Origin of the sequence: Pseudomonas sp. ES4, from assembly GCF_050586665.1 — a bacterium.
Lineage (GTDB): Bacteria > Pseudomonadota > Gammaproteobacteria > Pseudomonadales > Pseudomonadaceae > Aquipseudomonas > Aquipseudomonas frederiksbergensis.
Window position 1 is genome coordinate 182,888 of the sequence record NZ_JBOBDO010000002.1, and the last position, 22,150, is coordinate 205,037.

Sequence of the window (22,150 nt, forward strand, 5' to 3'; positions counted from 1 at the left end):
GCTGGCGGCTGAAAACTTTGTCCCTACCTGAGCCCTGTTTTGACTATGAAGCCTGCCTGGCTGCTTGCTCCCGGGGCGAGCAGCAGGCACTGCGAGACTTGTATGAGCAGGAAAGTGCTCGACTTTTGGGGGTTGCCAAGCGAATCGCTCGCAATAACTCCTTGGCGGAAGACATTGTGCACGATGCCTTCATCAAAATATGGACCCGTGCCGCCAGTTTTGATCCGGCACGAGGCTCTGCCCGTGGCTGGATCTTCAGCGTGACGCGACATCTGGCGCTCAATTTCATGCGAGATAACGCCAGAGAGGTACAAGTCAGCGAGCAAAGTGAAATGGCACTGCAAGCTTTGTCATCCATGGAGACATCGTCAGAGAGTGTGGAGGCCTTCGATTTTCGAACCCGTTCAGGACGTATTTATTTATGCCTTGAACAACTGGAGCCGGTACGTCGCAACTGCATCCTTCATGCATATGTAGACGGCTATTCGCATTCTGAAATATCGCAGAAACTGGACGCACCGCTGGGGACCGTCAAAGCCTGGATCAAACGCAGTCTGGTTGTATTGCGGGAGTGCATGGGATGACCATAAGCCCGGAGGATGACCATCCCGAGAACATTGACGAACTGGCGAGTGAGTATGTATTAGGCACGTTGCCGGCTGAGCAACGCATCGAGATACAAAAGCGTCTCGCTCAGGAATTCGATTTGCGATCTGCTGTAGATGCGTGGGAACAGCGCTTGCTTACGTTGACCGAATTGGCTGAACCGCAGAATCCTACCCCGCTGCTCTGGAGGCGAATCGAGCGTAGCTTGAATAGCAATGACCGGCGAGCATCAGCAGTGGCAGCCGCCGCGAAGCCAACTTCATGGTGGAACCTTCTTCCCCTATGGCGTGGGCTCGCGGGATCAGGTCTTGTCGCAACGCTCTTGCTCGGATCAGTACTACTGACACGAACAGCTCCGGTAAATCCGACCACCTACCTGGTCGTTCTGGTGGCTCCACAAAGCCAGGCGCCCGGCTGGGTCATTCAGGCGAGCAACCCAAGGGAAATCCAACTGATACCCTTGGTGGTAGCGCAAGTCCCAACCGATAAAGCACTTGAGTTCTGGACCAAAGCGGACGGCTGGCAAGGACCGGTATCCCTTGGATTGGTCAAACCAGGGCAAACGCTTTCAGTCCCTCTGGATAAATTACCCCCGCTGGAACCCAACCAGCTCTTCGAATTGACTCTGGAAAGTCCAAATGGATCGCAGACCGGCAAACCCACGGGTCCGGTGCAGTTCATTGGCCGGGCCATTAAAGTGATCTGATCATGAGCGCCTTTGAAGGAAAAGGCCGCAGAGGCGGCATTCCCCTTCCCTCACCTCTCTACCTGAGTTCCCAATGAAGTCCTCTCTTTCCCCTAAACGGCCGTAGATGATCCCTTTGTCCGCCGCCCCTTGCATAGGCATAGGGGGTATACCTATCATTTGCGCAACATAGGTGGGGGGGTATCCAATGGGCCATATCGCTGCAAACAAAGACGATCTTCTCAAGCGTGTTAAACGCATCGCCGGACAAATTCAGGCCGTTGAACGGGCACTGGAGTCGGACCTCGATTGCGCAAAGACACTGCACCTTGTTGCTGCCACTCGCGGAGCCATCAACGGCTTAATGGAGGAAATCATCGAGGATCACGCGCGTGAGCATGTTGCGAACCCTGGGCTCAGTGAAGAAGAACGCAATACGGGCGTCGAAGAGCTTCTTGAAGCCATTCGCCGTTACTCCAAGTGAACACATCCCGGCACACACTCATGAACAGTACGAACATCAACTACACGCACGACCACGTGTTCCTTGGCTCAGCGCATGACGAAAACGCAAAGCGTACGCTTTGGGTAGTGGCTCTAACTGTTGTGATGATGGTTAGTGAAATCACCACCGGGTATATCACAGGCTCGATGGCGTTATTGGCCGATGGGTTTCACATGGCAACTCATGCCGGCGCATTGGGCATCGCGGCAGCCGCGTACGGATATGCTAAACGCCACGCCTCCAGCCAGCGTTACAGTTTCGGTACCGGCAAGGTTGGAGATTTGGGCGGGTTCGCTTCGGCGTTGATTCTCGGTATGGTTTCCCTGGGCATTGGCGTTGAGTCCGTCATGCGCCTCTTGCAGCCAACGGACGTTCAGTTCGGCATCGCTACGCTCATCGCAATTGCCGGTTTGATCGTCAACATCGTCAGTGCCCTGCTGCTGGGCCGCGGGCACAGTCATGGGCACGATCATGATGATCATGGCCATACCCATGCTCATCATGGAAACGACAACAACCTGAAATCGGCCTATGCCCACGTCATCGCAGACGCGCTGACTTCGGTACTGGCCATCGCTGCACTGCTCGCCGGTCGGTATCTGGGTTGGGTATGGCTGGACCCGGTCATGGGCATCGTCGGCGCCATCGTTATCGCGCGGTGGGCATGGACCTTGATGGGGGCCACCGCAGGTGTATTGCTGGATCAAACAGACGCCCACGTTGCCGAGGAAATCCGCGAACTGGTTGAAAAACCGGGGGATGCCACCATCACGGACTTGCACGTCTGGCGGGTTGGACCGCAAGCCCATGCCGCCATCGTCAGCGTCCTTGGTGAAGCCACTGCGAACGCCGACAGCATTCGTGAACGTCTCAAGCCGGTTCACGAGGTCAGCCATCTGACGGTCGAATTTCGACCTGCCTGATCAGGACCTCCCCCATTAACTCCAAAGGAAATTGCGATGCCTCCGGGGAAACGTGAACTGGCGCGAATTGAACGCCGGTTGATAACCGCGCTGACCGAAGCGTGCGAAACAGCAAAAGGTAAAATCAAAGGCTTTATCTGGCTCACCCACATTGCTGACCTGAACGCGTTGGCTGAAACCCTGAAGGTAATCTGGGTGTTCGAAACCCTGGCTGACAGAAAGCTCGCCCAAGTTGACGCGAAGGCTCACATCTTTGAGCTGACGGCCATCGCGTTGAATGAGGTCGGCATCGATCTGAACCTTTCAGATCGCAATGTCTGCCTTGACTCTGAAGAAGAATGCCAGCGTATCCATGGTGGTGATTGGCAGAAGCGCCTGGCTAGGGGTTATTGACGATGGCTAAAGAAATCGAAAATCCCTGCGTCTCGGTGTGCCAACTTAGGGGGGATCTGTGTGTGAGTTGTGGGCGGAGCAAGGAAGACATTAGAAAGTGGAAACGCATGAAGCGGCCTGAAAAAATGGCCGCGGTTCAAAGGGCGAATGTACGTATGAAAGGGCTGAGCTAAGCAGACCTCGGATCTAATTACACCGAAAGCCAGAAAAAGCTGATGTGGGATTAACTGGCAGGAAGGCGACTCTCTCAGCCCATATCCCAGTGTTCCAGGTCAGGCTCTGTATCAACTCTTGGCAGGATCTGGATGAAGTTTGCAATGCAGTTTGAGATAACCCTCCTTAGCTGGAATGACTGGATTCAAATTTGCAGTGTTCCCCTTACCAAGGCTTCCAGCCTGGGCAAAATACTCGCTTCGTCATTGCCCAAAATGGCAATCGAAGAACCCCGCAACCCTGCCGACGAAGCGGCAGCCGCGTCGCCGGCCAAGGCTACTGGGCACGTAACGCCCATTTGAAGGGCGCGCAGTCGCTTGAGCGCATCTTCCTGCAGTGGCGCCTGGACCAATAGCACCAGCGCGGCGGGCTGAATTGCTTCACATAGCAACGGCAGTTCTTCCAGAGGCTGGCCCGTGCCCAACACCTCGATGCGAAGCTGGTCGCTGCTCATCAACAAACCAGCACACAACAGCTCCAATTCGCGCGCATGGCCCGAGCCGTCTGCCAGCAGCACGCAAGCACCGTTGCTCTGGTTCATCTGCAGTCGCAATAACATCCGCGCACGCAAGAAGGCGTCAAGGAACAACCACTGGCTGCGTCGACCGAAATTATTACCGGATGCCAGGCTGCGCCAAACCGGCAGCAGAATAGCCTCCAGTGCAGTTGCTTTCGGATAGATCGTAAATAGTTGCCCGTGCAGGCGCTCCAGCTCAGCGCCGTCAAAAGCCTGCGTGGCACGATAAACGGCCTCTTGCCACTGGACCAGGGGAGCTTCCGCCGAGCCAGATACAGTGACATCGGGTGTGTCCTGCTGCCGGACGAGCAAAGCGCCTATCTTGCTGATGGGCAGGCCCCGGCTGGTCCAGAGCATGATGCTACGAATATGTTCGATGTCCTGTTGCGAATACAGGCGATGCCCTCCCACAGTGCGTACGGGTCGGATCAGCCCGTGGCGGCGCTCCCATGCCCGCAAGGTGATCGGGTTGACGCCAGTCAGGCTGGCGACTTCCCGCATGGGGAGCAATGCGTCGTCGGAGGTGGATTCGATGGGCTCGGTCATTGAAAGTCGTTGCATCCTGAGTGTGTCGGCATTCTAAACCAGGCATGACGCTTTTTAACCAGCACCAATCGATGTCCGACGGTCCTGCGTCCTGCCATCTAGGCATGGCTGTCGCTGGCGACTACGCTGTGGGGCAACCCCATGAATCACAATGAGCCCAGATCATGATTGACGCCAAACTCCTGCAACTTATGGTCGAAGCCTCCAATGACGGCATCGTCGTGGCCGAGCAGGAAGGCAATGACAGCATCCTCATCTATGCCAACCCTGCCTTCGAGCGCCTGACCGGCTACAGTTCAGACGAAATTCTCTACCAGGATTGCCGCTTCCTGCAGGCAGACGATCATGCCCAGGCCGGGCTGGAGGCAATCCGTGACGCCATCCGCCTCGGTCAGCCCTGCCGTCAGGTGCTGCGCAACTATCGCAAGGATGGCAGCCCGTTCTGGAACGAGCTGTCTATCACTCCCGTGCACAATGATGCCGACCAGTTGACCTACTACATTGGCATACAGCACGACGTCAGCGACAAGATTGCCGCTCTGGAAAGGATACAGTCACTTGAGATCGAAGTGGCCGAGCTTCGCAGTAAACTGGCAAGGCTTGGTGGCTAACGACGAGTAGCACTAAAACCTACACAAAAAGTGTACAAGAATATTGACTTGTACAATTTTCCCCGTAGGCTTCAAATAAATATGTACAGTTTTCTCGAATTGTACAACTTTACCTGGAGCCTGCCATGTCTGCATATCTCCACCATTTCGCGGATACGTTCGCAACGCTGAACGCTGATTGCCTGGACCGCCTGGGCGAGCTATACCGCAACGACGTTCAGTTTCGTGACCCGTTGCATCAGCTGGATGGCTTGCCCGCACTGCGCACGTACTTTGAAAAGCTGTACACCAACGTCCAGGATATCCGCTACGACCTCCTTGACGCGGATGAAACCGCCCCCGGGCAGGGTTATCTGCGCTGGATCCTGCATTTCCGTCATCCGCGCCTGTCCCGCGGTCAGCCGATCAGTCTGCATGGCTGCAGCCACCTGCGCTGGACGACACATGTCTACCTGCACCACGACTACTTCGATGCCGGCGCCCTGCTCTACGAGCACGTTCCCGTACTGGGCGGAGTGATTGGCTGGATCAAGGGCAGGCTCGCATGAGCCGCTGCTGGCTGACAGGCGCCAGCAGCGGCCTCGGTGCTGCCCTGGCTGAACGGCTGCTGGAGCAAGGCCATGAGGTGGCCTTGGGTGGCCGGCGGGCGGAGGCACTGATGCCGCTAGTGCTGCGCTACCCTGGGGCCCTGCTCACTACCGGCGACGTGACTGACCCACGACACGTCTCGGCTATCTGCGAAAACATCGAGCATGCCTGGGGCGCACTCGACCTGGTGATCCTGAACGCCGGTACCTGCGAATACCTTGTGCCGGGCAGGTTCGAAGCCGAGACCGTCGAGCGGATGATGCGCACCAACCTGCTGGGGGTCAGCTACTGCCTGCAGGCGGCCCTTCCACTGCTGCGCCGGGGGCATAGACCACATCTGGTAGTGATCGGCAGCTCGGTAACCTGGCTGGCGCTACCCCGGGCTGGAGCCTATGGCGCGTCCAAGGCGGCTCTGCGTTATCTGATCGAATCCCTGCGCCTGGATCTACATGCCGAAGGCATCGATGTAACGCTGGTCAGCCCCGGCTTCATCGACACCCCCCTGACTCAGCGCAACACCTTTGCCATGCCCCAACTCTGGACGGCCGACCGCGCCGCGCGGCATGTCGTCGCGCGCCTGACGCGACGACCGTTGGAGATCAACTTTCCACGCTTCTTCATTCTCATTCTGCGCTTGCTTGGCGCCCTGCCAGCGCGTTGGCGCCTGGCCCTGGGCCGTCGACTGGCGCGAACCGAAAAGGAATAGCGTCATATGCGTATCGCCATTATCGGCAGCGGGATCTCTGGGCTGACCTGTGCCTATCTGTTGTCACGTCGCAATGAGGTGACCGTGTTCGAAGCGGCTGATTGGATCGGCGGTCATACCCACACTGTCGACATAGAATGGCAAGGCCAGCGTTATGCAGTAGACACCGGTTTCATCGTATTCAACGACTGGACCTATCCCAACTTCATCCGCTTGATGGATCGCCTTGGAGTCGTCTCACGCCCCACCGAGATGAGCTTTTCCGTGAACGATCCGGAGAGCGGCCTGGAATACAACGGCAACAACCTGGACACCCTCTTCGCCCAGCGCGGCAATCTGCTGTCGCCGGGCTTCTGGGGTATGTTGCGCGATATCGTGCGCTTCAACCGCCAGGCGGTGGCCGACCTTGACGGCCACCGCATTGAGCCGGGCATGAGCCTTGGCGATTACCTGCACACGCGACGCTACGGGCAGCGTTTCATCCATCACTACATCGTCCCCATGGGCTCGGCCATCTGGTCGGTATCACGGGCCGATATGCTGCGCTTCCCGTTGCACTTCTTCGTCCGCTTTTTCCGTAACCATGGACTGCTCTCGATCAGCCAGCGACCACAATGGCGAGTGATCGAGGGTGGCTCGCGCAGCTATGTGGAGCCGTTGTGCAAGACCTTCAGCGAACGCATACGGCTCAGCTGCCCGGTGATGAGCGTCCGCCGGGACGACAACGGCGTGGTGATCACAAGTGCGGCAGGCCAGGAGCGTTTCGACAAGGTCGTATTCGCCTGCCATAGCGACCAGGCTTTGGCGCTGCTGGAGAAACCGACCGCCACCGAGCACGAGGTGCTAGGCGCCCTCAACTATGCCGCCAACGAAGTATTGCTTCACACCGACACCCGCCTGCTGCCCAGCCGGCGCAAGGCTTGGGCCAGCTGGAACTATCGCCTCGGTGGACCCGCGCACGCCCCGGCGGCCGTGACCTACAACATGAACATACTGCAAGGCCTCGACGCCCCGGTAACCTTCTGCATAAGCCTCAATCAGGGCGATTGCGTGGACCCGTCGCAGGTGCTGGCTCGCTTCGAATATGCACATCCTCAATACAGCCTTGCCGCCATGGCGGCCCAAGCGCGCCAGGGCGAGCTACAGGGAAACCAGCACAGCTACTTCTGCGGCGCTTATTGGGCAAACGGCTTCCATGAGGATGGCGTGGTCAGCGCACTGGACGTCGCTCAGAGATTCGGGGAGCGCCTGTGAACAGCAGCCTTTGCTACGGTTGGGTCATCCACCGGCGTCTGGCGCCGCGATTCCATGGGTTCCGTTATCGCATTGGCATGCTTTATCTGGATCTGGACGAACAGGATCTGCTGCTGGGCCTGTCTCCGTTACTCGGTGCTTCTCGCCTGGCGCCGTTGTGTTGGCGAGAAACCGATTACCTGCCAGCCTGGACTCGTCGCGGTATCCCCTTGAAGGAAGCGGTGCGCGAAGTGGTGGCCAAGGCCTTGGGCCAGGCGCCCTGCGGCACCATTCATTTGCTGACCCAGCCGCGCAGTTGGGGGATTTCATTCAATCCGGTCAGTTTCTATTTTTGCCACGACAGTGACGGTCTCCTGGCGGCGATTGTGCTGGAGGTACGCAACACCCCTTGGCGAGAACGTTTTCATTACGTGTTGCCTGTGCTGCCCGGGCAGCCCCGTCAGTTCTCGGTCACGAAGGCATTCCATGTCTCGCCATTCCTGCCAATGGATATGCAGTACCACATGCGCTTTTCCATTGATGAGGCGCACATGCGCATCCACATGGAAAACCGCCGCGAAGGACAAAAAGTGTTCGTGGCCGACCTGTCCCTGCACCGACAGCCGCTGGATGCCGCCGCACTACAGCGTCACGTACTGGCCTTCCCCTGGATGAGCCTGCGCACCCTCGGTGCGATTTATTGGCAAGCCATGCGCCTGTTACTCAAACGAACCCCGCTCTATGCCCACAAGACCAGTCAGAGCAGCCAAAACCTTCGCCATCACATCCACGAGGAGCCCAAGCATGTCCGATCCAACTCTGAGCGTTAGCAAATCGTGGGGCCTGGCGCCGTTATTCGGCGGCCTGGCCAGGAGCGCCGTGCTCACTCAGCTTCGCAACTTGCGCCAAGGCCGGCTGCGCCTGATCTACCAAGACCAGCAGTGGCTGTTTGGCGACGTCGGTAGCGCGCTGCACGCTGAGGTTGAGATCTTCGACGAGGCAGCTTGGGGGATGGTGGCTGCCAACGGCTCTATCGGTGCCGGCGAAGCTTACATCCATGGCTACTGGCGCAGTCCGGACCTGGCCGCGGTCACTCGCCTCTTCGTCGCCAATCTGGAAGTGCTCGACGCCCTTGAAGGCGGGTTGGCGCGCCTGGGCCGTCCGATCCTACGCCTGCTGCACTGGGTAAACCGCAACAGCCGGCGCGGCGCGCGACGCAACATTCTCGCCCATTACGATCTGGGCAATGCCTTGTTCGAGCGGCTGCTGGACCCGACCATGATGTACTCGGCAGCCATGTTCGACAGTCTGGAGCAGAGTCTGGAGCAGGCCCAACTGAACAAGCTCGAGCGTATCTGCGCCAAACTTGCGCTACGCCCCGATGACCACCTGCTCGAGATCGGTAGCGGATGGGGTAGCCTGGCGATCCATGCCGCTACCCACCACGGGTGCCGGGTGACCACCACCACGTTGTCCGAGGCGCAGTACGCCCATACCCTGCAGCGCGTCCAGGATCTTGGTCTGCAACACCGCATTACCGTCCTGCGCGAGGACTACCGTGACCTTGGCGGACGCTTTGACAAGCTGGTCTCTATCGAGATGATCGAAGCGGTCGGGCACCGCTATCTGCCTGTTTACTTTCAGCGCTGCGCGTCGCTGCTCAAGGATGACGGCTTGATGCTGCTGCAGGCCATCACCATCCGTGACCAGCGTTATGAACAGGCCCGGCGGTCGGTAGATTTCATTCAGCGCTATATCTTTCCCGGTGGTGCCCTGCCCTCCCTGAGCGTCATGCTGCAGACCGCCAGTAGCCATACCGCGTTGAACCTGGTGCACATGGAGGACTTCGGCCTGGACTATGCGCGGACTCTGCAGCACTGGCGGGACAACTTGCGTCAGTCGCGCACCGCCTTGACCGAGCTGGGCTATGACGACACCTTTCAACGCCTCTGGGAGTTCTACCTTTGTTACTGCCAGGGTGGTTTCGAGGAGCGTACTATCGGCGTCGCGCAACTGCTCTGGGCAGCTCCGGCCGCACGCCGCGCAGCGCTGCCGGGCGCCTGATTTGAGCCGGGCCTGGTTGATCGGCAACGCGCTATGGATGCAGGCCGCCTGGTGGGCTTGCGTACTGAGCGAGCGGCATCCTTGGCTGCTACTCCCCGTGGCGGCAGGCCTGTTGGTGCATGTGGCTGCTTGCCCACGACCAGGCGACGAAGCAATCACTCTGGCCTGTGTGGGGATGGCAGGCTGTTTACTGGACGCCAGCCTGGGTGCACTGGGAGTCTTCGATTTTGCCCAGCAACCCCTTCCCCTGTGGCTTGCCATGCTGTGGCTGGTACTGGCCAGTGGGCTTCGCCACAGCCTGGCGTGGGCTCGACGTCCCATCTGGTACGGGGCGCTACTGGGTCTGTGCGGTGGACCTCTGGCTTACATCGCCGGCGCAACGCAGGCCGGTGTAGGCCTGCCCTTGGGCACCCTTTGCACGGCCCTGCTACTTGCGGCGCTGTGGGCTGTATGGATGCCAATCATCCTGCGACTGGCTGCGTCCCGCTGATAAGCAACGGCCTGCGTGAATATCGCCTGCTTTGCCGGTTTTGTGGGTTTACGGAAGCGACTCCGGCTGACGGCGGAAGAACAGGATCACTTCTCCCAACTCGACTCCAAGCTTGCTCATACTCGAGCGATTTATCATCGTGTCTTCGTCCATCAGGTACATCCAGTCGTCCAGATCCACTTCCCAATGCCTGCCGTCAACCGGCAGGTCAAGGCGATAGCGCCAGCGCAGCGCGTTGCCAGCGACCTCGCCGCTAGCCTCACCGACTACATCGTCCGCACGACCACGCCAACGCCCGGCGCCGACCGGTTGCAGCGTCCAGACGCGCCGCTGACGCGTGCCATCGCTGTAGAGAAATCGCTCGTCGAGGATCAATTGCTGGCCCTCGACGCGGCTTTCAATCTGGACATGGAAACGCTTGACCACCTCGCCCGAGCGATTCTGGAACAGGCCCCAAGCCTGTACCGGCCGAGAGAAGAACGCCACGAGATCCAGCGTGGGTCGCTCCTTTGCGTAGTGCTCCACGCCAACGTTGTTACAGCTGACCAGCAACAGGCTAACGAGCACTACCAGTATTTGACGCATCCCAACCTCCTCACTCCGCCGGCCCGGCCATCCCCAGCAGTCGTTGACGCAGTTGCTTGTCCCGAGTGCGCGGATCAAGCCAGATATTGAAGAAGGCGCGGGCGAATGCAGGGTCGTCGACCCGATGGTGCAACTGGCCGTCGACGAAGAACGTGCAGCCTTTGCCGGGATGGTAGACCCCGGTGATGCGCATTCCGGGCCGAACATCGACGAAGGCTTCACGCATTTCATTGGACCAGCGCTGGAGGGTGGACTCCTCTAGACGAGCCTCTGCCATGCGCGCCATTTCAGTGAGGCTGGCCTCCACCAGCGTGTCCCGGGAAAAGACACGGTGATAAGTCAGTTCGAGGGCAAAGGGCTGATCCCAGGTCAGCGGCAACCCAGAGCTCCACAAACGCGCGGTGTATAGACTCACGCCGAACCAGGTAAAGTCGCCGCTGCCCACCAAACGCCTATCGGGCAGCGCGGGATGCCAATCCGCCCAGGCAGGTACGGCGAGTAACATCGCGAATAGCCAGCATATCGACAGGCGATGTACGAGAAAGCGTCTGGACTCAGCCACGTTCATCAACGTCTCGGCCTTTTTTAAAATTCTATACAAGATTAGCTCAATGTATAGTTTTTACGCCATCAGAGCAGATCGCGTACAACTTTTTACCCCAAGGGACGCGGTTGAGAACGCAGGCCCCGTTGGCAACCCACTGGAGGTCTCCAACTTTATGCGCTAGAGGTTTCTTTGATGATCGTCTTTATTGGGTCGTTTTAAGCCGGTCACGACAAGTAGAAATCGGTCATTTGCAGTCGTCAAAAGGCTGCAATAAGGCGTTCAATTCCGTTTGCGACAGATAGCAATCGGCCAGAAGCACTGGGTCAGCAAATCACCACCAATCGTGACAGCTATCTGTCACGTATTGACTTAATGCCAGAAAACACGCATTTTCTTTCGTAAGCGCTGAAAAACAACAGGAAGCAGCCTTGAGCCAGCCCATCAAACAACGCCTTGAAAGCAGTCTTTCAACCGCCGCCGCCTCTGGCCGGGCGATTGCTAACTATATGCTGGCCAACCTCTATGAACTGCCGTTCCAGACCGCCGCTGATATTGCCGCGAAATTGAACGTCAGTGAATCCAGTGTGGGGCGCTTCTGTCGCTCACTCGGATACAGCCACTTCAAAGACCTGAAAAACGACCTCAAGGTCGACCTGGGCGATGGCCCATGGCTGGTGGGCGATCGCTTGCAGGAGTTTCGCCATCAAGCCAGCCAGGGCCCGCAAGGCCTACCGCGCAGTTTCGAGTTGGAAGTCGCGGCCCTGGTTAAGGTTTACGAATATAGCCTCACCCCGACCTGGCACAACGTCAGCCAGCGCCTGGCCACCCGGCGCAAGGTGTTCGTCGCCGGGTTCCAGACAGAGCGTGGCATCGCGGCATCCATGGTGCATCTGCTGCAGTACCTGCGCGATGACACGCACTGGGTCGACGGTGCCGCCGGGCATTACGCCGACGTGTTACTCAGTGCTCCTGATGACAGTGCGCTGGTGGTGTTCGAAGCCCGCCGCTATTCGCGCCACGCCCTGACCCTGTGCCGCAAGGCCCGTGATGCCGGAATCCCTGTGACGCTGATTACCGACACCTTTTGCGACTGGGCCGAACAGAACGCCGATGAAGTGTTCCGCGTGCCCACCGAGTTCAACCTGTTCTGGGAATCGACAGCGGCGATGCTGTCGCTGGTCCACCTGCTGGTCAACGACGTCTGCAAACAGCTGGGTCCCGAGGTCGAAAAGCGTCTTGAAGCCATCGCGACCTTACACAACGAGTTCGTTGGATACACATCATCACCAAACTCAAAACAATAAAACGAGGTGCTAGATGAAACACGTCATTCGCTTTGCCGGTGTATGCGCAATGGTCCTGGCCGGGGCCACCAGCGCGCAGGCTGAAGTACTGAAGATCGCTACCGAAGGCGCTTATCCGCCGTTCAACTATGTTGACTCGGACAACAAGCTGCACGGTTTCGATGTGGATATTGCCAACGCGCTGTGCGAACGGATGAACGTGAAGTGCAGCATCGTCGCCCAGGACTGGGAAGGGATTATCCCGGCGCTGATGGCGAAGAAATACGATGCGGTCGTGGCTTCGATGATCGCCACCGATGAACGCAAGCAGAAAATCGATTTCACCCACCACTACTACCGCACCCCCCTGTCCGTGGCGGTATCCAAGGATTCGAACATCACCGACGCCCAGACGAACTTCAAGGGCCGCACGGTCGGTGCCCAGGCCTCCTCGACCCAGGCCATCTATGCCGAAGATCATTACGGCCCAGCCGGCGCCGACGTGAAGTTCTACCCTACCCTCGATGAAGCCAACAGTGACTTGGCAACTGGCCGGATCGACGGGGTGATTGCCGACAAATTCCCGCTGCTGGCCTGGGTCGAAAGCGCTGGCAAGGAGTGCTGCAAGATCATCGGCGACGTCAACGGCACCACCGCCGATGCCTCGATCGCCGTGCGCAAGGGTGACGATGTTCTGCGCGAACGCTTCAACAAGGCCCTGGATGAGATCATTGCCGACGGCACCTATAAGAAGATCTCCAGTCGCTACTTCGCCTTCGATATCTATTGATCCCCTGGCCCTCAGCCGCGCCTGAGGGTCATTCCTTGCCGACATGTTGCACCGCACCCACACACGGGCGCGGTGAGAGCGTGCGAGCGTAATTGACCGAGAGGGTTCGAGCATGTTCGAAAACCTGTCATTGCTATCCTTCGCCAGCGGCGGCTGGGGTTCAGCCTTGCTGGCCGGCGCTCTGGTGACCATTGTCCTGGCCCTGAGCTGCCTGCCGATTGGCCTGCCGCTGGGCCTGGGCCTGGCCTTGGCCGCCCGTTCCCGACGACGCTCGTTGCGCTCCATGAGCACGGTGTTTGCCACCGTGTTCCGCGGGCTACCCGAGCTGCTGACGCTGTTGATAATCTATTACGGCTGCCAGATCGGTGCGCAAAAACTGTTGGCCGCGATGGGCTACGAGGCCGAAGTCGCGATCAACCCCTTCGTCGCCGCTATGATCGCCTTCAGCCTGGTGTTCGCCGCGTTTTCCAGCCAGATCTGGCTGGGCGCTTTCAAAACCGTGCCCAAGGGCCAGTTCGAAGCTGCAGCCGCCCTGGGCCTGTCTCGACGCACAACCTTTACCAAGGTGGTACTGCCGCAATTGGTACGCATTGCTTTGCCGGGCCTGTCGAATAACTGGCTGTCGCTGCTCAAGGACACCTCGCTGGTGTCAACCATCTCCCTGGTCGACCTGATGCGCCAGACCAACCTGGCAGTCAGCGTCACCAAGGAACCAATGCTGTTCTACACAGTGGCCTGCTTTGGCTACCTGTTTTTCTCGGCCATTTCCGGCCGCCTGTTCCAGTTCCTGGAGAAGTATTTCAGCCGCCATCAACGGAGCGTTCGCCAATGAGCTTCGATGATTTGCAAAATCTGTTCCTCAGCCCTGACTTGTTGGAGCGTTACGGTCCCCGCTTCATCGAAGGTCTGTTGGTGACTGCCAAGCTGGTGGCCATTTCCTTCACCCTTGGCGCTCTGCTCGGCCTGCTGATCGCCTTGGGCCGGTTGTCGAGTAACCGCTTTATCAGCCGTTTTACCGGCGTCTATGTGTATTTCTTCCGCGGCTCGCCGCTGCTGGCACAGCTGTTCATGCTCTATTACGGCCTGGGCTCGTTCAAAGGCTTCTGGCAGGACGTGGGTTTGTGGTGGTTCTTCCGTGACGCTTGGTTCTGCACGCTGCTGGCCTTCACCCTGAACACCGCGGCCTATCAGGCCGAGATTTTGCGCGGCAGCATCCTGGCCGTGACCCAAGGCCAGCGCGAGGCCTCGAAAGCCCTCAGCCTGTCGCGCTGGACCACCTTTCGCAAAGTCATCTTGCCGCAATCCCTGCTGGTCGCCATTGGGCCGCTGGGCAATGAACTGATCCTGATGATCAAGGCCAGCGCCATTGCCTCGCTGGTGACCATCTACGACTTGATGGGAGTGACGAAGTTGGCCTTCTCGCGCAGTTTCGACTTCCAGATCTACCTCTGGGCCGCCGTGCTCTATCTGCTGATTGTGGAAGTCGTGCGGCGCAGCCTGAACGCGCTCGAGGGCCGCCTCGGCCGTCACCTTCAGTAAACCAATTTTCTCGGGGTGCCATGCGCGCCCCAGCATCAGGGATACACCATGCATTGCGAAACCATCGTTCTGGGCGCAGGGATTGTCGGCGTCAGTACCGCGCTCCAGTTACAGGCCCGTGGCCGTAAGGTCGTGCTCATCGACCGCCAGCAGCCGGGTAACGGTACCAGCCACGGCAACGCCGGGCTGATCGAGCGCGCCAGCGTAATTCCGTACGCGTTCCCGCGCCAACTGTCGACCCTGTTGCGCTATGCGGGCAACCAGCAGTCGGACGTGCGCTACAGCCTGAAATACCTGCCCAAGGCCAGTCCATGGCTGCTGCAGTACTGGCGGCACTCCGGGACCAAAGGCTTGGCCGCCGCAACCCGGGCCATGCTGCCGTTGGTGGAGCACTGCGTCAGCGAACACGACCTGCTCTCTGCACCGGCCGGCATGGATCACTTGATCCAGGCCAGTGGCTGGGTCGAGGCCTACAATTCTCCACTGGCGTTTGCCAAGGCCCAACGCGACGCTGCTGCGCTCATGGACTATGGCCTCAATTACGAAGTGCTCGACCACGACCAAATGCATGCCCGTCAACCGGGCTTGCACAGTTGCGTGGTCGGCGGCATTCACTGGCTTGACCCCAAGACCGTCAGCGACCCCGGCGGCCTGACACGCGGTTATGCCGAACTGTTCGTCAAACGCGGCGGCGTGTTCGTCCTTGGTGACGCCCTATCCTTGCGCCAGCGCGTGGGTAAATGGGAAGTGCAGAGCGAACAAGGCCTGGTGATTGCAGACGAAGCCGTGGTCGCCCTCGGCCCGCAAGCCCGGGGCATTTTCGAGCCACTAGGGTATGACATTCCACTGGCGATCAAGCGCGGTTATCACATGCACTATGCCGCCCTGCCTGGTACGCGCTTGCAACGACCGCTGCTTGACCCGGTGGGCGGTTATGTCCTGGCACCGATGGTCGGCGGCATTCGCCTGACCACCGGGATTGAGTTCGCCGACAGCCAGGACCCGGTCAACGAAATCCAGCTACGTCGCTGCGAAGAGCTGGCGCGCGCCTTTTACCCGCTGGGCGAACGCTTGGATGCCGAGCCTTGGCTGGGACGCCGTCCATGCTTGCCCGACATGTGCCCGGTGATCGGTCCGGCGCCACGACACAAAGGTTTATGGTTCAACTTCGGGCATGCCCACCATGGCCTGACCCTCGGCCCGGTCTGCGGCCGTCTGCTGGCCGAGTTGATGACCGGTGCCACCCCCTTTACCAACCCAGCCCCGTACAGCGCCGAGCGCTTTCACTGATTGCCGGAGACAAGACCATGCATGCCCTCTCTGCCCTTCTAAACACGCCGCTCGCCGCAAGCCCGGACACCCGTAAGGTGGTGGTTGATATCGCCGGCCTGAATAAGTTCTATGGCGCCTTCCATGTGCTGCAAAACATCGATCTGAAAGTGCGCGAAGGCGAGCGCATCGTGCTCTGTGGGCCTTCCGGCTCTGGAAAATCGACGCTGATCCGCTGCATCAACCGCCTGGAAATCGCCGAAAAAGGCCGCATTCTGGTCAACGACACCGACTTGGCCCAGACCAGCCGCGAGGCCGCCAAGGTCCGCAGTGAAATTGGCATGGTGTTCCAGCATTTCAATCTGTTCCCGCACATGAGCGTGCTCGATAACTGCACCCTGGCCCCGATTTCGGTGCGTGGTCTGAGCCGCAAGAAGGCCGAGGAACTGGCCCAGCACTTCCTGCAAAAAGTTGGTATCGCCAGCCAGGCCAGCAAGTACCCCAGCCAGCTCTCGGGGGGACAGCAACAGCGCGTGGCCATCGCCCGGGCGTTGTGCATGGAACCCAAAATCATGCTGTTTGACGAACCCACCTCGGCGCTTGATCCGGAGATGGTAAGCGAAGTGCTGGATGTGATGGTCAACCTGGCCGGCAGCGGTATGACCATGCTCTGCGTGACCCACGAAATGGGCTTTGCCCGGCAAGTGGCCGAGCGCGTGCTGTTTCTCGATGGCGGCCAGATCATTGAGGACGCGCCGCCTCAGGACTTCTTCAGCGCACCGAACAGCGCGCGGGCCAAGGCCTTTCTTGCGCAAATTTTACACTGAGGACACATAAGAGCACGGCTTGCCTTCGCTGGCTGTGCCGTCCCTACGCCAGGCGTAGGCGTTTATCAACACACTTGCGCGCACAGCAGTTTCTTTTAGACATCCGCCACTACTGATATCAGCAAAAGGAATATTCAATGACTAATATGCTGGCGAATAATGCCGCCCCGAAAACCTCTTCGGTTACCGTCTGTGATCAAGCGCAGACAGCGGCACTGCTAGATTTCAAAAAACTCGTTGACGCTATTGCCCAAGCCGCAACCGAGCTCGAAGCAGGTTCAATTCTCAGCCCTGAGCGCATGGTTGTACCCTTGGGTGACGGCGGTGTTTTGCTGAGCATGCCCGCCACCGCCAAGGACATCGGCATCCACAAGCTGGTTAACGTCCAGCCGGGGAATGTGCAGCGTCAGCTTCCCACGATCAACGGCATGGTAACTGTATGTGATGCCGTGACCGGACAAATAAAGTGCTTGCTCGACGGCCCAGAGGTCACGGGGCGTCGTACTGCGGCAGTAACTCTTTTAGCGATTCGGACGCTGTTGCAGCGTGAACCGGAACAGATCTTACTGTTCGGGACCGGCGCACAAGCACGTCATCACGTACAAGCTATCAATGCCCTGCACCCACAGTGCAAGCTGTGGGTCCGAGGAATTGACGCGCAAGCGACGGCAGACTTCTGCAACAAAAATCGAGACCTGCACGAGCATTTGCAACCGTGCGGCGACAGCATTCCCGACGTGGATGTGGTAATCACCGTAACCACCAGCACAGAACCGGTCTACAACGAGCCAGCCAAGCCTGGTCGATTGATTATTGGTGTAGGTGCATTCAAGCCAGAGATGGCGGAGCTTGGCAAAGTCACTTTAGACGGTAGCGTTCTCTATGCGGACGATACTGCCGGTGCGCAGCACGAAGCAGGCGACCTGCTGCGGGCAGGTGTGGATTGGTCTCAAGTCAGATCGCTGGCCGCAGCCATTCGCGGTCCAATCGACTCGTCACGACCCCTAGTATTTAAAAGCGTTGGTACCGCGGCTTGGGACCTGGCCGCTTCGCGGGTCGCGCTCCACTCCCTTGCCAGCCAATAGCCCGATTCGGGCGGTGCGGTCGGCGGGACGATGCCCTTGTTCGCGCCCATCGGCGCGGCGCACCCAATCGTTCTCGGCCACGCCGCGCCAGCACGTCCATGTCCCAGAGGCTGTAATTTTTTACGAGTTTTTTTGCGTGGCCGATTGCAGCCAGTCGTGGATATCAGCTATCGGCCGGCCAGAAGCAGCCATTCAGTACGTTTACGAAAGTAGGTCGATTCTGTAGTTCCAACCTTGTTTGAATTGACCGCAGGCCAGCAGCGATTACTACTCCTTTTCAAAACAATCTCACTATGGACCAAGGAACATGAACTCCCGACGGCCTGAAGCTCCTTCATTTGAGTTTTGGACCCGATCCGTCGTATTTCCAGCCGCTTTCCATCCGATAACTCACCGCGCGTAAAAATTACCGCGAGCTCCTAGTCATGGATTGATATCCATTGGGTATAGCAGCCTCAATCAAAACACATCAGTGACCACCGCCGGGTCGATTGCTGCTCTTAGTAATAGGCCGAGATCGTCCAAAAGCCGTCACTCGTGAGCCGCAGCTTTCGACCCAAAATTGACTTTCTGGTCCGAGCATAAAATTGAACTTCATCCGAAAACTACGCTTTGAATAATCCGCCCTTCTAAACCGCTTCCACATCATCGTTCGGCAACGAAGCAAACATTTCAGCGCGGCACACCTCAAGGATCTCATCCGCCAGCGCGGAATCATCCGGGCAGGCACGCGACAAAATAATCGCGCCGACAGCACGTGACAGCAGGTCGATCATTTTCTTTCTTCCCTCACCCGCCGCGGAGTCCGGCCCCGTCGGATATTTTTCCCCCAGCGTTTGGAGAGTGTGTTCGATCCCTTCGGCAAACGTCGCTTTCAAATCATCCGATTGACGCGCCGCGTCGCCACACAACGCGGCCATGGTGCAACCGCTGCCACGTCCGTCCCGATGTTCCCTCGTCACATAGACGTCGATGAAGCCGGGAACGTCGAGAGCTTTGGCGCCTGTCAGCGACTTGGCAAGACTGCAAGCAGAGGCTTCGGCCATCAGGTCGGCCTTCGAACCGAAATGCTTGTAGAAACCTCCATGGGTGAAACCGGCAGCCGCCATGAGATCCGACACACCGACGCCGTCAAAGCCACGCTCACGGAACAGCTCAGAGGCTGTCTCGACGATGTGCTCTCGATTGGCCTGCGCCTGGGCCTTGGTCACTCTCACGTGCAATACCTCATGTTCACTGGGAAATCATGCGGCCAAGCATACATAGATGCTGGTCATAATCAAAGCCGTTGACAGCTTAGATTAAGATCATCATCCTAATTGCACGCACCACCGACCTCCATCAACGGGCACGGAAGAAATACCAGATGACCGATCAGAATCTGTTCACCTCTTACACGCTTGGCGCCCTCACGCTGTCGAACCGCATCGTCCTGGCGCCGCTGACACGTAACCGCGCCGGTCAAGGCTTTGTCCCCAGCGAGTTCGCGGCCACTTATTACAGCCAACGTGCCAGCGCAGGCTTGCTGATCAGCGAAGCCACGCAGATTTCCCAACAGGGCCAGGGCTATCAGGACACCCCCGGGATCTACACGCAGGCGCAGATAGACGGCTGGCGCACAGTGACCGATGCCGTCCATGCCAAGGGCGGAAAAATCTTTCTGCAACTGTGGCATGTCGGCCGCGTGTCGCACGTTGATCTGCAAGAAAACGGCGCCGCACCCGTGGCCCCTTCTGCGCTGCGCGCCGCCACCAAAGTATTCGTCAACAACCGCTTTGAAGACGTCTCCGAGCCGCGCGCACTGGACATCAGCGAACTACCAGGGATCGTCTCCGATTTCTGCCAGGCCGCGGCAAACGCGCTCGATGCTGGGTTCGATGGTGTAGAGATTCACGGTGCAAACGGCTATTTGCTGGATCAATTCCTCAAGGACAGCGCCAATTTGCGTACCGATGCTTACGGCGGTTCGATTGAAAATCGAGCGCGTCTGTTGCTCGAAGTGACGGCGGCCGTCGTCAATGAAATCGGCGCGGATCGCACTGGTGTGCGCTTATCGCCGGTGTCGCCGGCCAATGGCGTTTCCAGCAGTGATCCGCAGGCGCAATTCGATTACGTCGTCGACCAACTCGACGCGCTCGGCGTGGTTTATCTACACGTGGTCGAAGGCGCGACCGGTGGCCCGCGTGACGTGGCGCCATTCGATTTCGGCGCCCTGCGCCAGCGCTTCAAAAATACCTACATCGCCAACAACGGCTATGACCTGAATCTGGCGACATCAAGGCTCGCCGAAGACCAAGCCGATCTGATCGCATTCGGTCGCCCGTTCATTGGCAATCCGGATCTGGTAGAGCGCCTCAAAAGTGGCGCGCCGTTGTCCGCCTTCAATCCCGCCACGCTCTATGGCGGCGGTGCAGCAGGCTACATCGACTACCCGACGTTGGCTGAATCGAACGCTACCGCAAGCTGAACAATCAGTGATCGCGCTTTCTGTTTCACACATCCTCAAAGAGAGATAACCCATGAGCACTCGCCCTGCTGTTCTCATCACTGGCGCCTCCACCGGCATTGGCGCCGTCTACGCCGAGCGCTTCGCGCAACGCGGACACGATCTGGTACTGGTCGCCCGAGACCAGGCACGTCTGGACGCACTTGCAGCCCGATTGCGCAGCGAACACGGCGTCGCCGTCGATATCATTCCGGCGGACCTGACCCAACTCGGCGATCTGACAACTGTTGAAACCCGCCTGCGCGACGACGCCCGTATCGGCATCATTGTCAATAACGCCGGTGCCGCGCTGTCCGGTAACTTTATCGACCAAAGCACCGACAGCGTTGCGCAACTGGTCGCCCTCAACACCACAGCGCTGGTGCGCTTGGCCAGCGCCATCGCCCCACGCCTGGCCAAAGCAGGCGAAGGCGCGATCATCAACATCGGTTCGGTGGTGGGTCTTGCTCCGGAGTTCGGCATGTCGGTCTATGGTGCAACCAAGGCGTTTGTGCTGTTTCTTTCCCAAGGCCTGAGCCTGGAACTTTCGCCTCAGGGCGTCTACGTGCAGGCCGTGCTGCCGGCGGCCACCCGCACGGAGATCTGGGATCGCTCCGGCGTCGACATCAACACCTTGAGCGAAATCATGGAAGTGGACGATCTGGTGGATGCCGCACTGGTCGGTTTCGATCGTCGCGAACCGGTGACGATCCCGCCGCTGCACGAAGCTGAACGCTGGGATGACCTGCAGAGCGCACGTCAGGGCTTGCTGGGGCAAATCCGCCAGGCTGCGGTTGCCCAGCGCTACCTAACCCAACAGTGATCTTTTGGTAGCGAGCATTCGCGCCGGATTTGATGCAGGCGCGTCAGGCTCGCTGTCCGGAGTAGAAATGAATCCAACGAAGACAAATACCCCCTCGGGTTCGCAGATGTCGTTCATCAACGCGGCGAACCTGTCGATCACGGTCAACGGCATTCCCTTCGCCTACCGCGATACCGGTCCCACAACCGGTGTGCCTCTCGTACTGTTCAACCATTGGGGCGCGGTGCTGGATAACTTCGATCCCGCGATCATCGATAGCCTGGCACAAACCAGGCGCGTCATTACCACCGACTATCGTGGTATTGGCGGCTCAGGTGCAACCGCACCACTGACGGTCGGCGAAATGGCTGACGATGCCATCCAACTGATGCATGCGCTGGGGTTCGACACCGTTGATATGCTCGGTTTTTCGCTCGGCGGTTTCGTTGCTCAAGACATCGCCCTGAAAGCGCCAGCATCCCAAGTTCTACCTGTTCTTTACTTCGACGCCCAACGGCCGTCGATCCGCCTCGCAGTATTTGCAACGCTTGAAAGCGCGGAAAAAAAATCGCGACAAAGGCCCGACGCCCTACGCTTTCCTGCGGCAGTTGAAAGCCATCACCGCGTGGGGCAATCAGGCACCGCAAGACCTCGAGCGCTTGCGGACGCCGACGCTGATCGTCAACGGCGACAACGACATCATGGTGCCCAGTGAAAACTCGCTGACACTGGCCAACCGCGTCCCGAACGCACAGTTGGTTATTTATGAAGATGCCGGGCACGGCGGAATTTTCCAGAACTACGCTGACTTCGTGGCCAAGGCACTGGCGTTCCTCGATGCCTGACAACGCGGCACAT

General features: G+C 58.8%; 28 protein-coding genes. 24 read left to right on the top strand and 4 right to left on the bottom strand.

What is annotated here, in order from left to right:
- The first annotated feature begins 17 nt into the window (after positions 1-17).
- The 6 genes from ACQ4OB_RS03005 to ACQ4OB_RS03030 all read left to right on the top strand — a co-directional run bounded on the left by ACQ4OB_RS03005 (position 18) and on the right by ACQ4OB_RS03030 (position 3,285).
- Positions 18-584 carry a sigma-70 family RNA polymerase sigma factor gene (locus ACQ4OB_RS03005; RefSeq protein WP_413037965.1) on the top strand — a complete coding sequence of 189 codons (567 nt, stop codon included), beginning with the start codon at positions 18-20 and terminating at the stop codon, positions 582-584.
- Positions 581-1,312 carry an anti-sigma factor gene (locus ACQ4OB_RS03010; RefSeq protein WP_102615860.1) on the top strand — a complete coding sequence of 244 codons (732 nt, stop codon included), beginning with the start codon at positions 581-583 and terminating at the stop codon, positions 1,310-1,312. The genes ACQ4OB_RS03005 and ACQ4OB_RS03010 overlap by 4 nt, the downstream gene beginning before the upstream one ends.
- Before the next feature lie 187 nt (positions 1,313-1,499).
- On the top strand, positions 1,500-1,775 hold the full coding sequence (locus tag ACQ4OB_RS03015; RefSeq protein WP_074877333.1) for a metal/formaldehyde-sensitive transcriptional repressor: 276 nt from the start codon (positions 1,500-1,502) through the stop codon (positions 1,773-1,775).
- A gap of 20 nt (positions 1,776-1,795) precedes the next feature.
- A complete protein-coding gene (gene dmeF, locus ACQ4OB_RS03020) occupies positions 1,796-2,719 on the top strand; it encodes a CDF family Co(II)/Ni(II) efflux transporter DmeF (protein ID WP_430955096.1) in 924 nt (307 codons plus the stop codon).
- Between the two features lie 36 nt (positions 2,720-2,755).
- Positions 2,756-3,112, top strand: a complete 357-nt coding sequence (locus tag ACQ4OB_RS03025) for a hypothetical protein (protein WP_430955097.1) — start codon at positions 2,756-2,758, stop codon at positions 3,110-3,112.
- Positions 3,113-3,114: 2 nt separating this feature from the next.
- Positions 3,115-3,285, top strand: a complete 171-nt coding sequence (locus ACQ4OB_RS03030) for a DUF1289 domain-containing protein (protein ID WP_430955098.1) — start codon at positions 3,115-3,117, stop codon at positions 3,283-3,285.
- Between the two features lie 185 nt (positions 3,286-3,470).
- Here ACQ4OB_RS03030 and ACQ4OB_RS03035 read toward each other — a convergent pair whose 3' ends face one another.
- The gene (locus tag ACQ4OB_RS03035; RefSeq protein WP_102615862.1) at positions 3,471-4,388 is read right to left on the bottom strand and encodes a MerR family transcriptional regulator; all 918 of its coding nucleotides are present in this window, start codon (positions 4,386-4,388) and stop codon (positions 3,471-3,473) included.
- 164 nt (positions 4,389-4,552) lie between these two features.
- Between ACQ4OB_RS03035 and ACQ4OB_RS03040 the strand changes: the two genes are divergently transcribed.
- The 7 genes from ACQ4OB_RS03040 to ACQ4OB_RS03070 all read left to right on the top strand — a co-directional run bounded on the left by ACQ4OB_RS03040 (position 4,553) and on the right by ACQ4OB_RS03070 (position 10,080).
- Positions 4,553-4,999 carry a PAS domain-containing protein gene (locus ACQ4OB_RS03040; protein ID WP_430955099.1) on the top strand — a complete coding sequence of 149 codons (447 nt, stop codon included), beginning with the start codon at positions 4,553-4,555 and terminating at the stop codon, positions 4,997-4,999.
- Positions 5,000-5,124: 125 nt separating this feature from the next.
- Positions 5,125-5,547, top strand: coding sequence for a nuclear transport factor 2 family protein (locus ACQ4OB_RS03045; RefSeq protein WP_102615863.1), 423 nt, complete (start codon positions 5,125-5,127; stop codon positions 5,545-5,547).
- Positions 5,544-6,293: an SDR family NAD(P)-dependent oxidoreductase gene (locus ACQ4OB_RS03050; RefSeq protein ID WP_074877345.1), complete on the top strand. Its 750-nt coding sequence runs from the start codon at positions 5,544-5,546 to the stop codon at positions 6,291-6,293. Before ACQ4OB_RS03045 ends, ACQ4OB_RS03050 begins: the two co-directional genes overlap by 4 nt.
- Positions 6,294-6,299: 6 nt before the next feature.
- Positions 6,300-7,547 carry an NAD(P)/FAD-dependent oxidoreductase gene (locus ACQ4OB_RS03055; RefSeq protein ID WP_430955100.1) on the top strand — a complete coding sequence of 416 codons (1,248 nt, stop codon included), beginning with the start codon at positions 6,300-6,302 and terminating at the stop codon, positions 7,545-7,547.
- Positions 7,544-8,356 (top strand): DUF1365 domain-containing protein, encoded by an 813-nt coding sequence (locus tag ACQ4OB_RS03060; RefSeq protein ID WP_430955101.1) that lies wholly within the window; start codon positions 7,544-7,546, stop codon positions 8,354-8,356. Before ACQ4OB_RS03055 ends, ACQ4OB_RS03060 begins: the two co-directional genes overlap by 4 nt.
- Positions 8,331-9,590, top strand: a complete 1,260-nt coding sequence (locus tag ACQ4OB_RS03065) for a class I SAM-dependent methyltransferase (protein WP_430955102.1) — start codon at positions 8,331-8,333, stop codon at positions 9,588-9,590. Before ACQ4OB_RS03060 ends, ACQ4OB_RS03065 begins: the two co-directional genes overlap by 26 nt.
- Before the next feature lies 1 nt (position 9,591).
- Entirely contained in the window at positions 9,592-10,080 is a 489-nt protein-coding gene (locus ACQ4OB_RS03070) for a DUF2878 domain-containing protein (protein WP_076030841.1), read from the top strand.
- Between the two features lie 48 nt (positions 10,081-10,128).
- On the opposite strand, the gene ACQ4OB_RS03075 is transcribed toward ACQ4OB_RS03070, so the two are convergent.
- Together ACQ4OB_RS03075 and ACQ4OB_RS03080 are read right to left on the bottom strand one after the other, a co-directional pair.
- A complete protein-coding gene (locus ACQ4OB_RS03075; RefSeq protein ID WP_074877352.1) occupies positions 10,129-10,665 on the bottom strand; it encodes a DUF3833 domain-containing protein in 537 nt (178 codons plus the stop codon).
- Between the two features lie 10 nt (positions 10,666-10,675).
- Positions 10,676-11,170, bottom strand: a complete 495-nt coding sequence (locus tag ACQ4OB_RS03080) for a chalcone isomerase family protein (RefSeq protein ID WP_076031593.1) — start codon at positions 11,168-11,170, stop codon at positions 10,676-10,678.
- Between the two features lie 470 nt (positions 11,171-11,640).
- Between ACQ4OB_RS03080 and ACQ4OB_RS03085 the strand changes: the two genes are divergently transcribed.
- The 7 genes from ACQ4OB_RS03085 (at position 11,641) to lhpI (ending at position 18,005) form a co-directional block, all read left to right on the top strand.
- Entirely contained in the window at positions 11,641-12,516 is an 876-nt protein-coding gene (locus ACQ4OB_RS03085; RefSeq protein WP_074877354.1) for a MurR/RpiR family transcriptional regulator, read from the top strand.
- Positions 12,517-12,529: 13 nt separating this feature from the next.
- A complete protein-coding gene (locus tag ACQ4OB_RS03090) occupies positions 12,530-13,285 on the top strand; it encodes a transporter substrate-binding domain-containing protein (protein ID WP_074877355.1) in 756 nt (251 codons plus the stop codon).
- A gap of 112 nt (positions 13,286-13,397) precedes the next feature.
- Complete coding sequence (locus ACQ4OB_RS03095) at positions 13,398-14,117, top strand: ABC transporter permease (RefSeq protein ID WP_430955103.1); 720 nt, start codon at positions 13,398-13,400, stop codon at positions 14,115-14,117.
- Complete coding sequence (locus tag ACQ4OB_RS03100) at positions 14,114-14,824, top strand: ABC transporter permease (RefSeq protein ID WP_430955104.1); 711 nt, start codon at positions 14,114-14,116, stop codon at positions 14,822-14,824. The genes ACQ4OB_RS03095 and ACQ4OB_RS03100 overlap by 4 nt, the downstream gene beginning before the upstream one ends.
- Positions 14,825-14,872: 48 nt before the next feature.
- Entirely contained in the window at positions 14,873-16,114 is a 1,242-nt protein-coding gene (locus ACQ4OB_RS03105) for an NAD(P)/FAD-dependent oxidoreductase (protein ID WP_430955105.1), read from the top strand.
- A 17-nt stretch (positions 16,115-16,131) separates the two neighbouring features.
- A complete protein-coding gene (locus ACQ4OB_RS03110; protein ID WP_074877362.1) occupies positions 16,132-16,920 on the top strand; it encodes an amino acid ABC transporter ATP-binding protein in 789 nt (262 codons plus the stop codon).
- 137 nt (positions 16,921-17,057) lie between these two features.
- Complete coding sequence (gene lhpI, locus ACQ4OB_RS03115; RefSeq protein ID WP_074877364.1) at positions 17,058-18,005, top strand: bifunctional Delta(1)-pyrroline-2-carboxylate/Delta(1)-piperideine-2-carboxylate reductase; 948 nt, start codon at positions 17,058-17,060, stop codon at positions 18,003-18,005.
- Between the two features lie 629 nt (positions 18,006-18,634).
- Here lhpI and ACQ4OB_RS03120 read toward each other — a convergent pair.
- A complete protein-coding gene (locus tag ACQ4OB_RS03120) occupies positions 18,635-19,222 on the bottom strand; it encodes a TetR/AcrR family transcriptional regulator (RefSeq protein WP_174553772.1) in 588 nt (195 codons plus the stop codon).
- A 149-nt stretch (positions 19,223-19,371) separates the two neighbouring features.
- Between ACQ4OB_RS03120 and ACQ4OB_RS03125 the strand changes: the two genes are divergently transcribed.
- From ACQ4OB_RS03125 to ACQ4OB_RS03140, 4 genes are all read left to right on the top strand, one after another.
- Complete coding sequence (locus tag ACQ4OB_RS03125) at positions 19,372-20,472, top strand: alkene reductase (protein WP_430955106.1); 1,101 nt, start codon at positions 19,372-19,374, stop codon at positions 20,470-20,472.
- Between the two features lie 52 nt (positions 20,473-20,524).
- The gene (locus ACQ4OB_RS03130; RefSeq protein WP_430955107.1) at positions 20,525-21,313 is read left to right on the top strand and encodes an SDR family NAD(P)-dependent oxidoreductase; all 789 of its coding nucleotides are present in this window, start codon (positions 20,525-20,527) and stop codon (positions 21,311-21,313) included.
- Between the two features lie 67 nt (positions 21,314-21,380).
- The gene (locus ACQ4OB_RS03135) at positions 21,381-22,007 is read left to right on the top strand and encodes an alpha/beta fold hydrolase (RefSeq protein ID WP_430955108.1); all 627 of its coding nucleotides are present in this window, start codon (positions 21,381-21,383) and stop codon (positions 22,005-22,007) included.
- Positions 21,901-22,137, top strand: a complete 237-nt coding sequence (locus ACQ4OB_RS03140) for an alpha/beta fold hydrolase (RefSeq protein ID WP_430955109.1) — start codon at positions 21,901-21,903, stop codon at positions 22,135-22,137. The genes ACQ4OB_RS03135 and ACQ4OB_RS03140 overlap by 107 nt, the downstream gene beginning before the upstream one ends.
- Positions 22,138-22,150: the final 13 nt, after the last annotated feature.

Excerpts from the sequence above, each read along its gene's own strand:
- ACQ4OB_RS03035 (WP_102615862.1), bottom strand. The coding sequence starts at position 4,388 with ATGACCGAGCCCATCGAATCCACCTCCGACGACGCATTGCTCCCCATG.
- ACQ4OB_RS03125 (WP_430955106.1), top strand. The coding sequence starts at position 19,372 with ATGACCGATCAGAATCTGTTCACCTCTTACACGCTTGGCGCCCTCACG.
- ACQ4OB_RS03080 (WP_076031593.1), bottom strand. The coding sequence starts at position 11,170 with ATGTTACTCGCCGTACCTGCCTGGGCGGATTGGCATCCCGCGCTGCCC.
- ACQ4OB_RS03055 (WP_430955100.1), top strand. The coding sequence starts at position 6,300 with ATGCGTATCGCCATTATCGGCAGCGGGATCTCTGGGCTGACCTGTGCC.
- ACQ4OB_RS03010 (WP_102615860.1), top strand. The coding sequence starts at position 581 with ATGACCATAAGCCCGGAGGATGACCATCCCGAGAACATTGACGAACTG.
- ACQ4OB_RS03095 (WP_430955103.1), top strand. The coding sequence starts at position 13,398 with ATGTTCGAAAACCTGTCATTGCTATCCTTCGCCAGCGGCGGCTGGGGT.
- lhpI (WP_074877364.1), top strand. The coding sequence starts at position 17,058 with ATGACTAATATGCTGGCGAATAATGCCGCCCCGAAAACCTCTTCGGTT.
- dmeF (WP_430955096.1), top strand. The coding sequence starts at position 1,796 with ATGAACAGTACGAACATCAACTACACGCACGACCACGTGTTCCTTGGC.
- ACQ4OB_RS03040 (WP_430955099.1), top strand. The coding sequence starts at position 4,553 with ATGATTGACGCCAAACTCCTGCAACTTATGGTCGAAGCCTCCAATGAC.
- ACQ4OB_RS03025 (WP_430955097.1), top strand. The coding sequence starts at position 2,756 with ATGCCTCCGGGGAAACGTGAACTGGCGCGAATTGAACGCCGGTTGATA.
- ACQ4OB_RS03135 (WP_430955108.1), top strand. The coding sequence starts at position 21,381 with ATGAATCCAACGAAGACAAATACCCCCTCGGGTTCGCAGATGTCGTTC.
- ACQ4OB_RS03100 (WP_430955104.1), top strand. The coding sequence starts at position 14,114 with ATGAGCTTCGATGATTTGCAAAATCTGTTCCTCAGCCCTGACTTGTTG.
- ACQ4OB_RS03015 (WP_074877333.1), top strand. The coding sequence starts at position 1,500 with ATGGGCCATATCGCTGCAAACAAAGACGATCTTCTCAAGCGTGTTAAA.
- ACQ4OB_RS03065 (WP_430955102.1), top strand. The coding sequence starts at position 8,331 with ATGTCCGATCCAACTCTGAGCGTTAGCAAATCGTGGGGCCTGGCGCCG.
- ACQ4OB_RS03050 (WP_074877345.1), top strand. The coding sequence starts at position 5,544 with ATGAGCCGCTGCTGGCTGACAGGCGCCAGCAGCGGCCTCGGTGCTGCC.
- ACQ4OB_RS03030 (WP_430955098.1), top strand. The coding sequence starts at position 3,115 with ATGGCTAAAGAAATCGAAAATCCCTGCGTCTCGGTGTGCCAACTTAGG.
- ACQ4OB_RS03105 (WP_430955105.1), top strand. The coding sequence starts at position 14,873 with ATGCATTGCGAAACCATCGTTCTGGGCGCAGGGATTGTCGGCGTCAGT.
- ACQ4OB_RS03130 (WP_430955107.1), top strand. The coding sequence starts at position 20,525 with ATGAGCACTCGCCCTGCTGTTCTCATCACTGGCGCCTCCACCGGCATT.
- ACQ4OB_RS03075 (WP_074877352.1), bottom strand. The coding sequence starts at position 10,665 with ATGCGTCAAATACTGGTAGTGCTCGTTAGCCTGTTGCTGGTCAGCTGT.
- ACQ4OB_RS03090 (WP_074877355.1), top strand. The coding sequence starts at position 12,530 with ATGAAACACGTCATTCGCTTTGCCGGTGTATGCGCAATGGTCCTGGCC.
- ACQ4OB_RS03110 (WP_074877362.1), top strand. The coding sequence starts at position 16,132 with ATGCATGCCCTCTCTGCCCTTCTAAACACGCCGCTCGCCGCAAGCCCG.
- ACQ4OB_RS03045 (WP_102615863.1), top strand. The coding sequence starts at position 5,125 with ATGTCTGCATATCTCCACCATTTCGCGGATACGTTCGCAACGCTGAAC.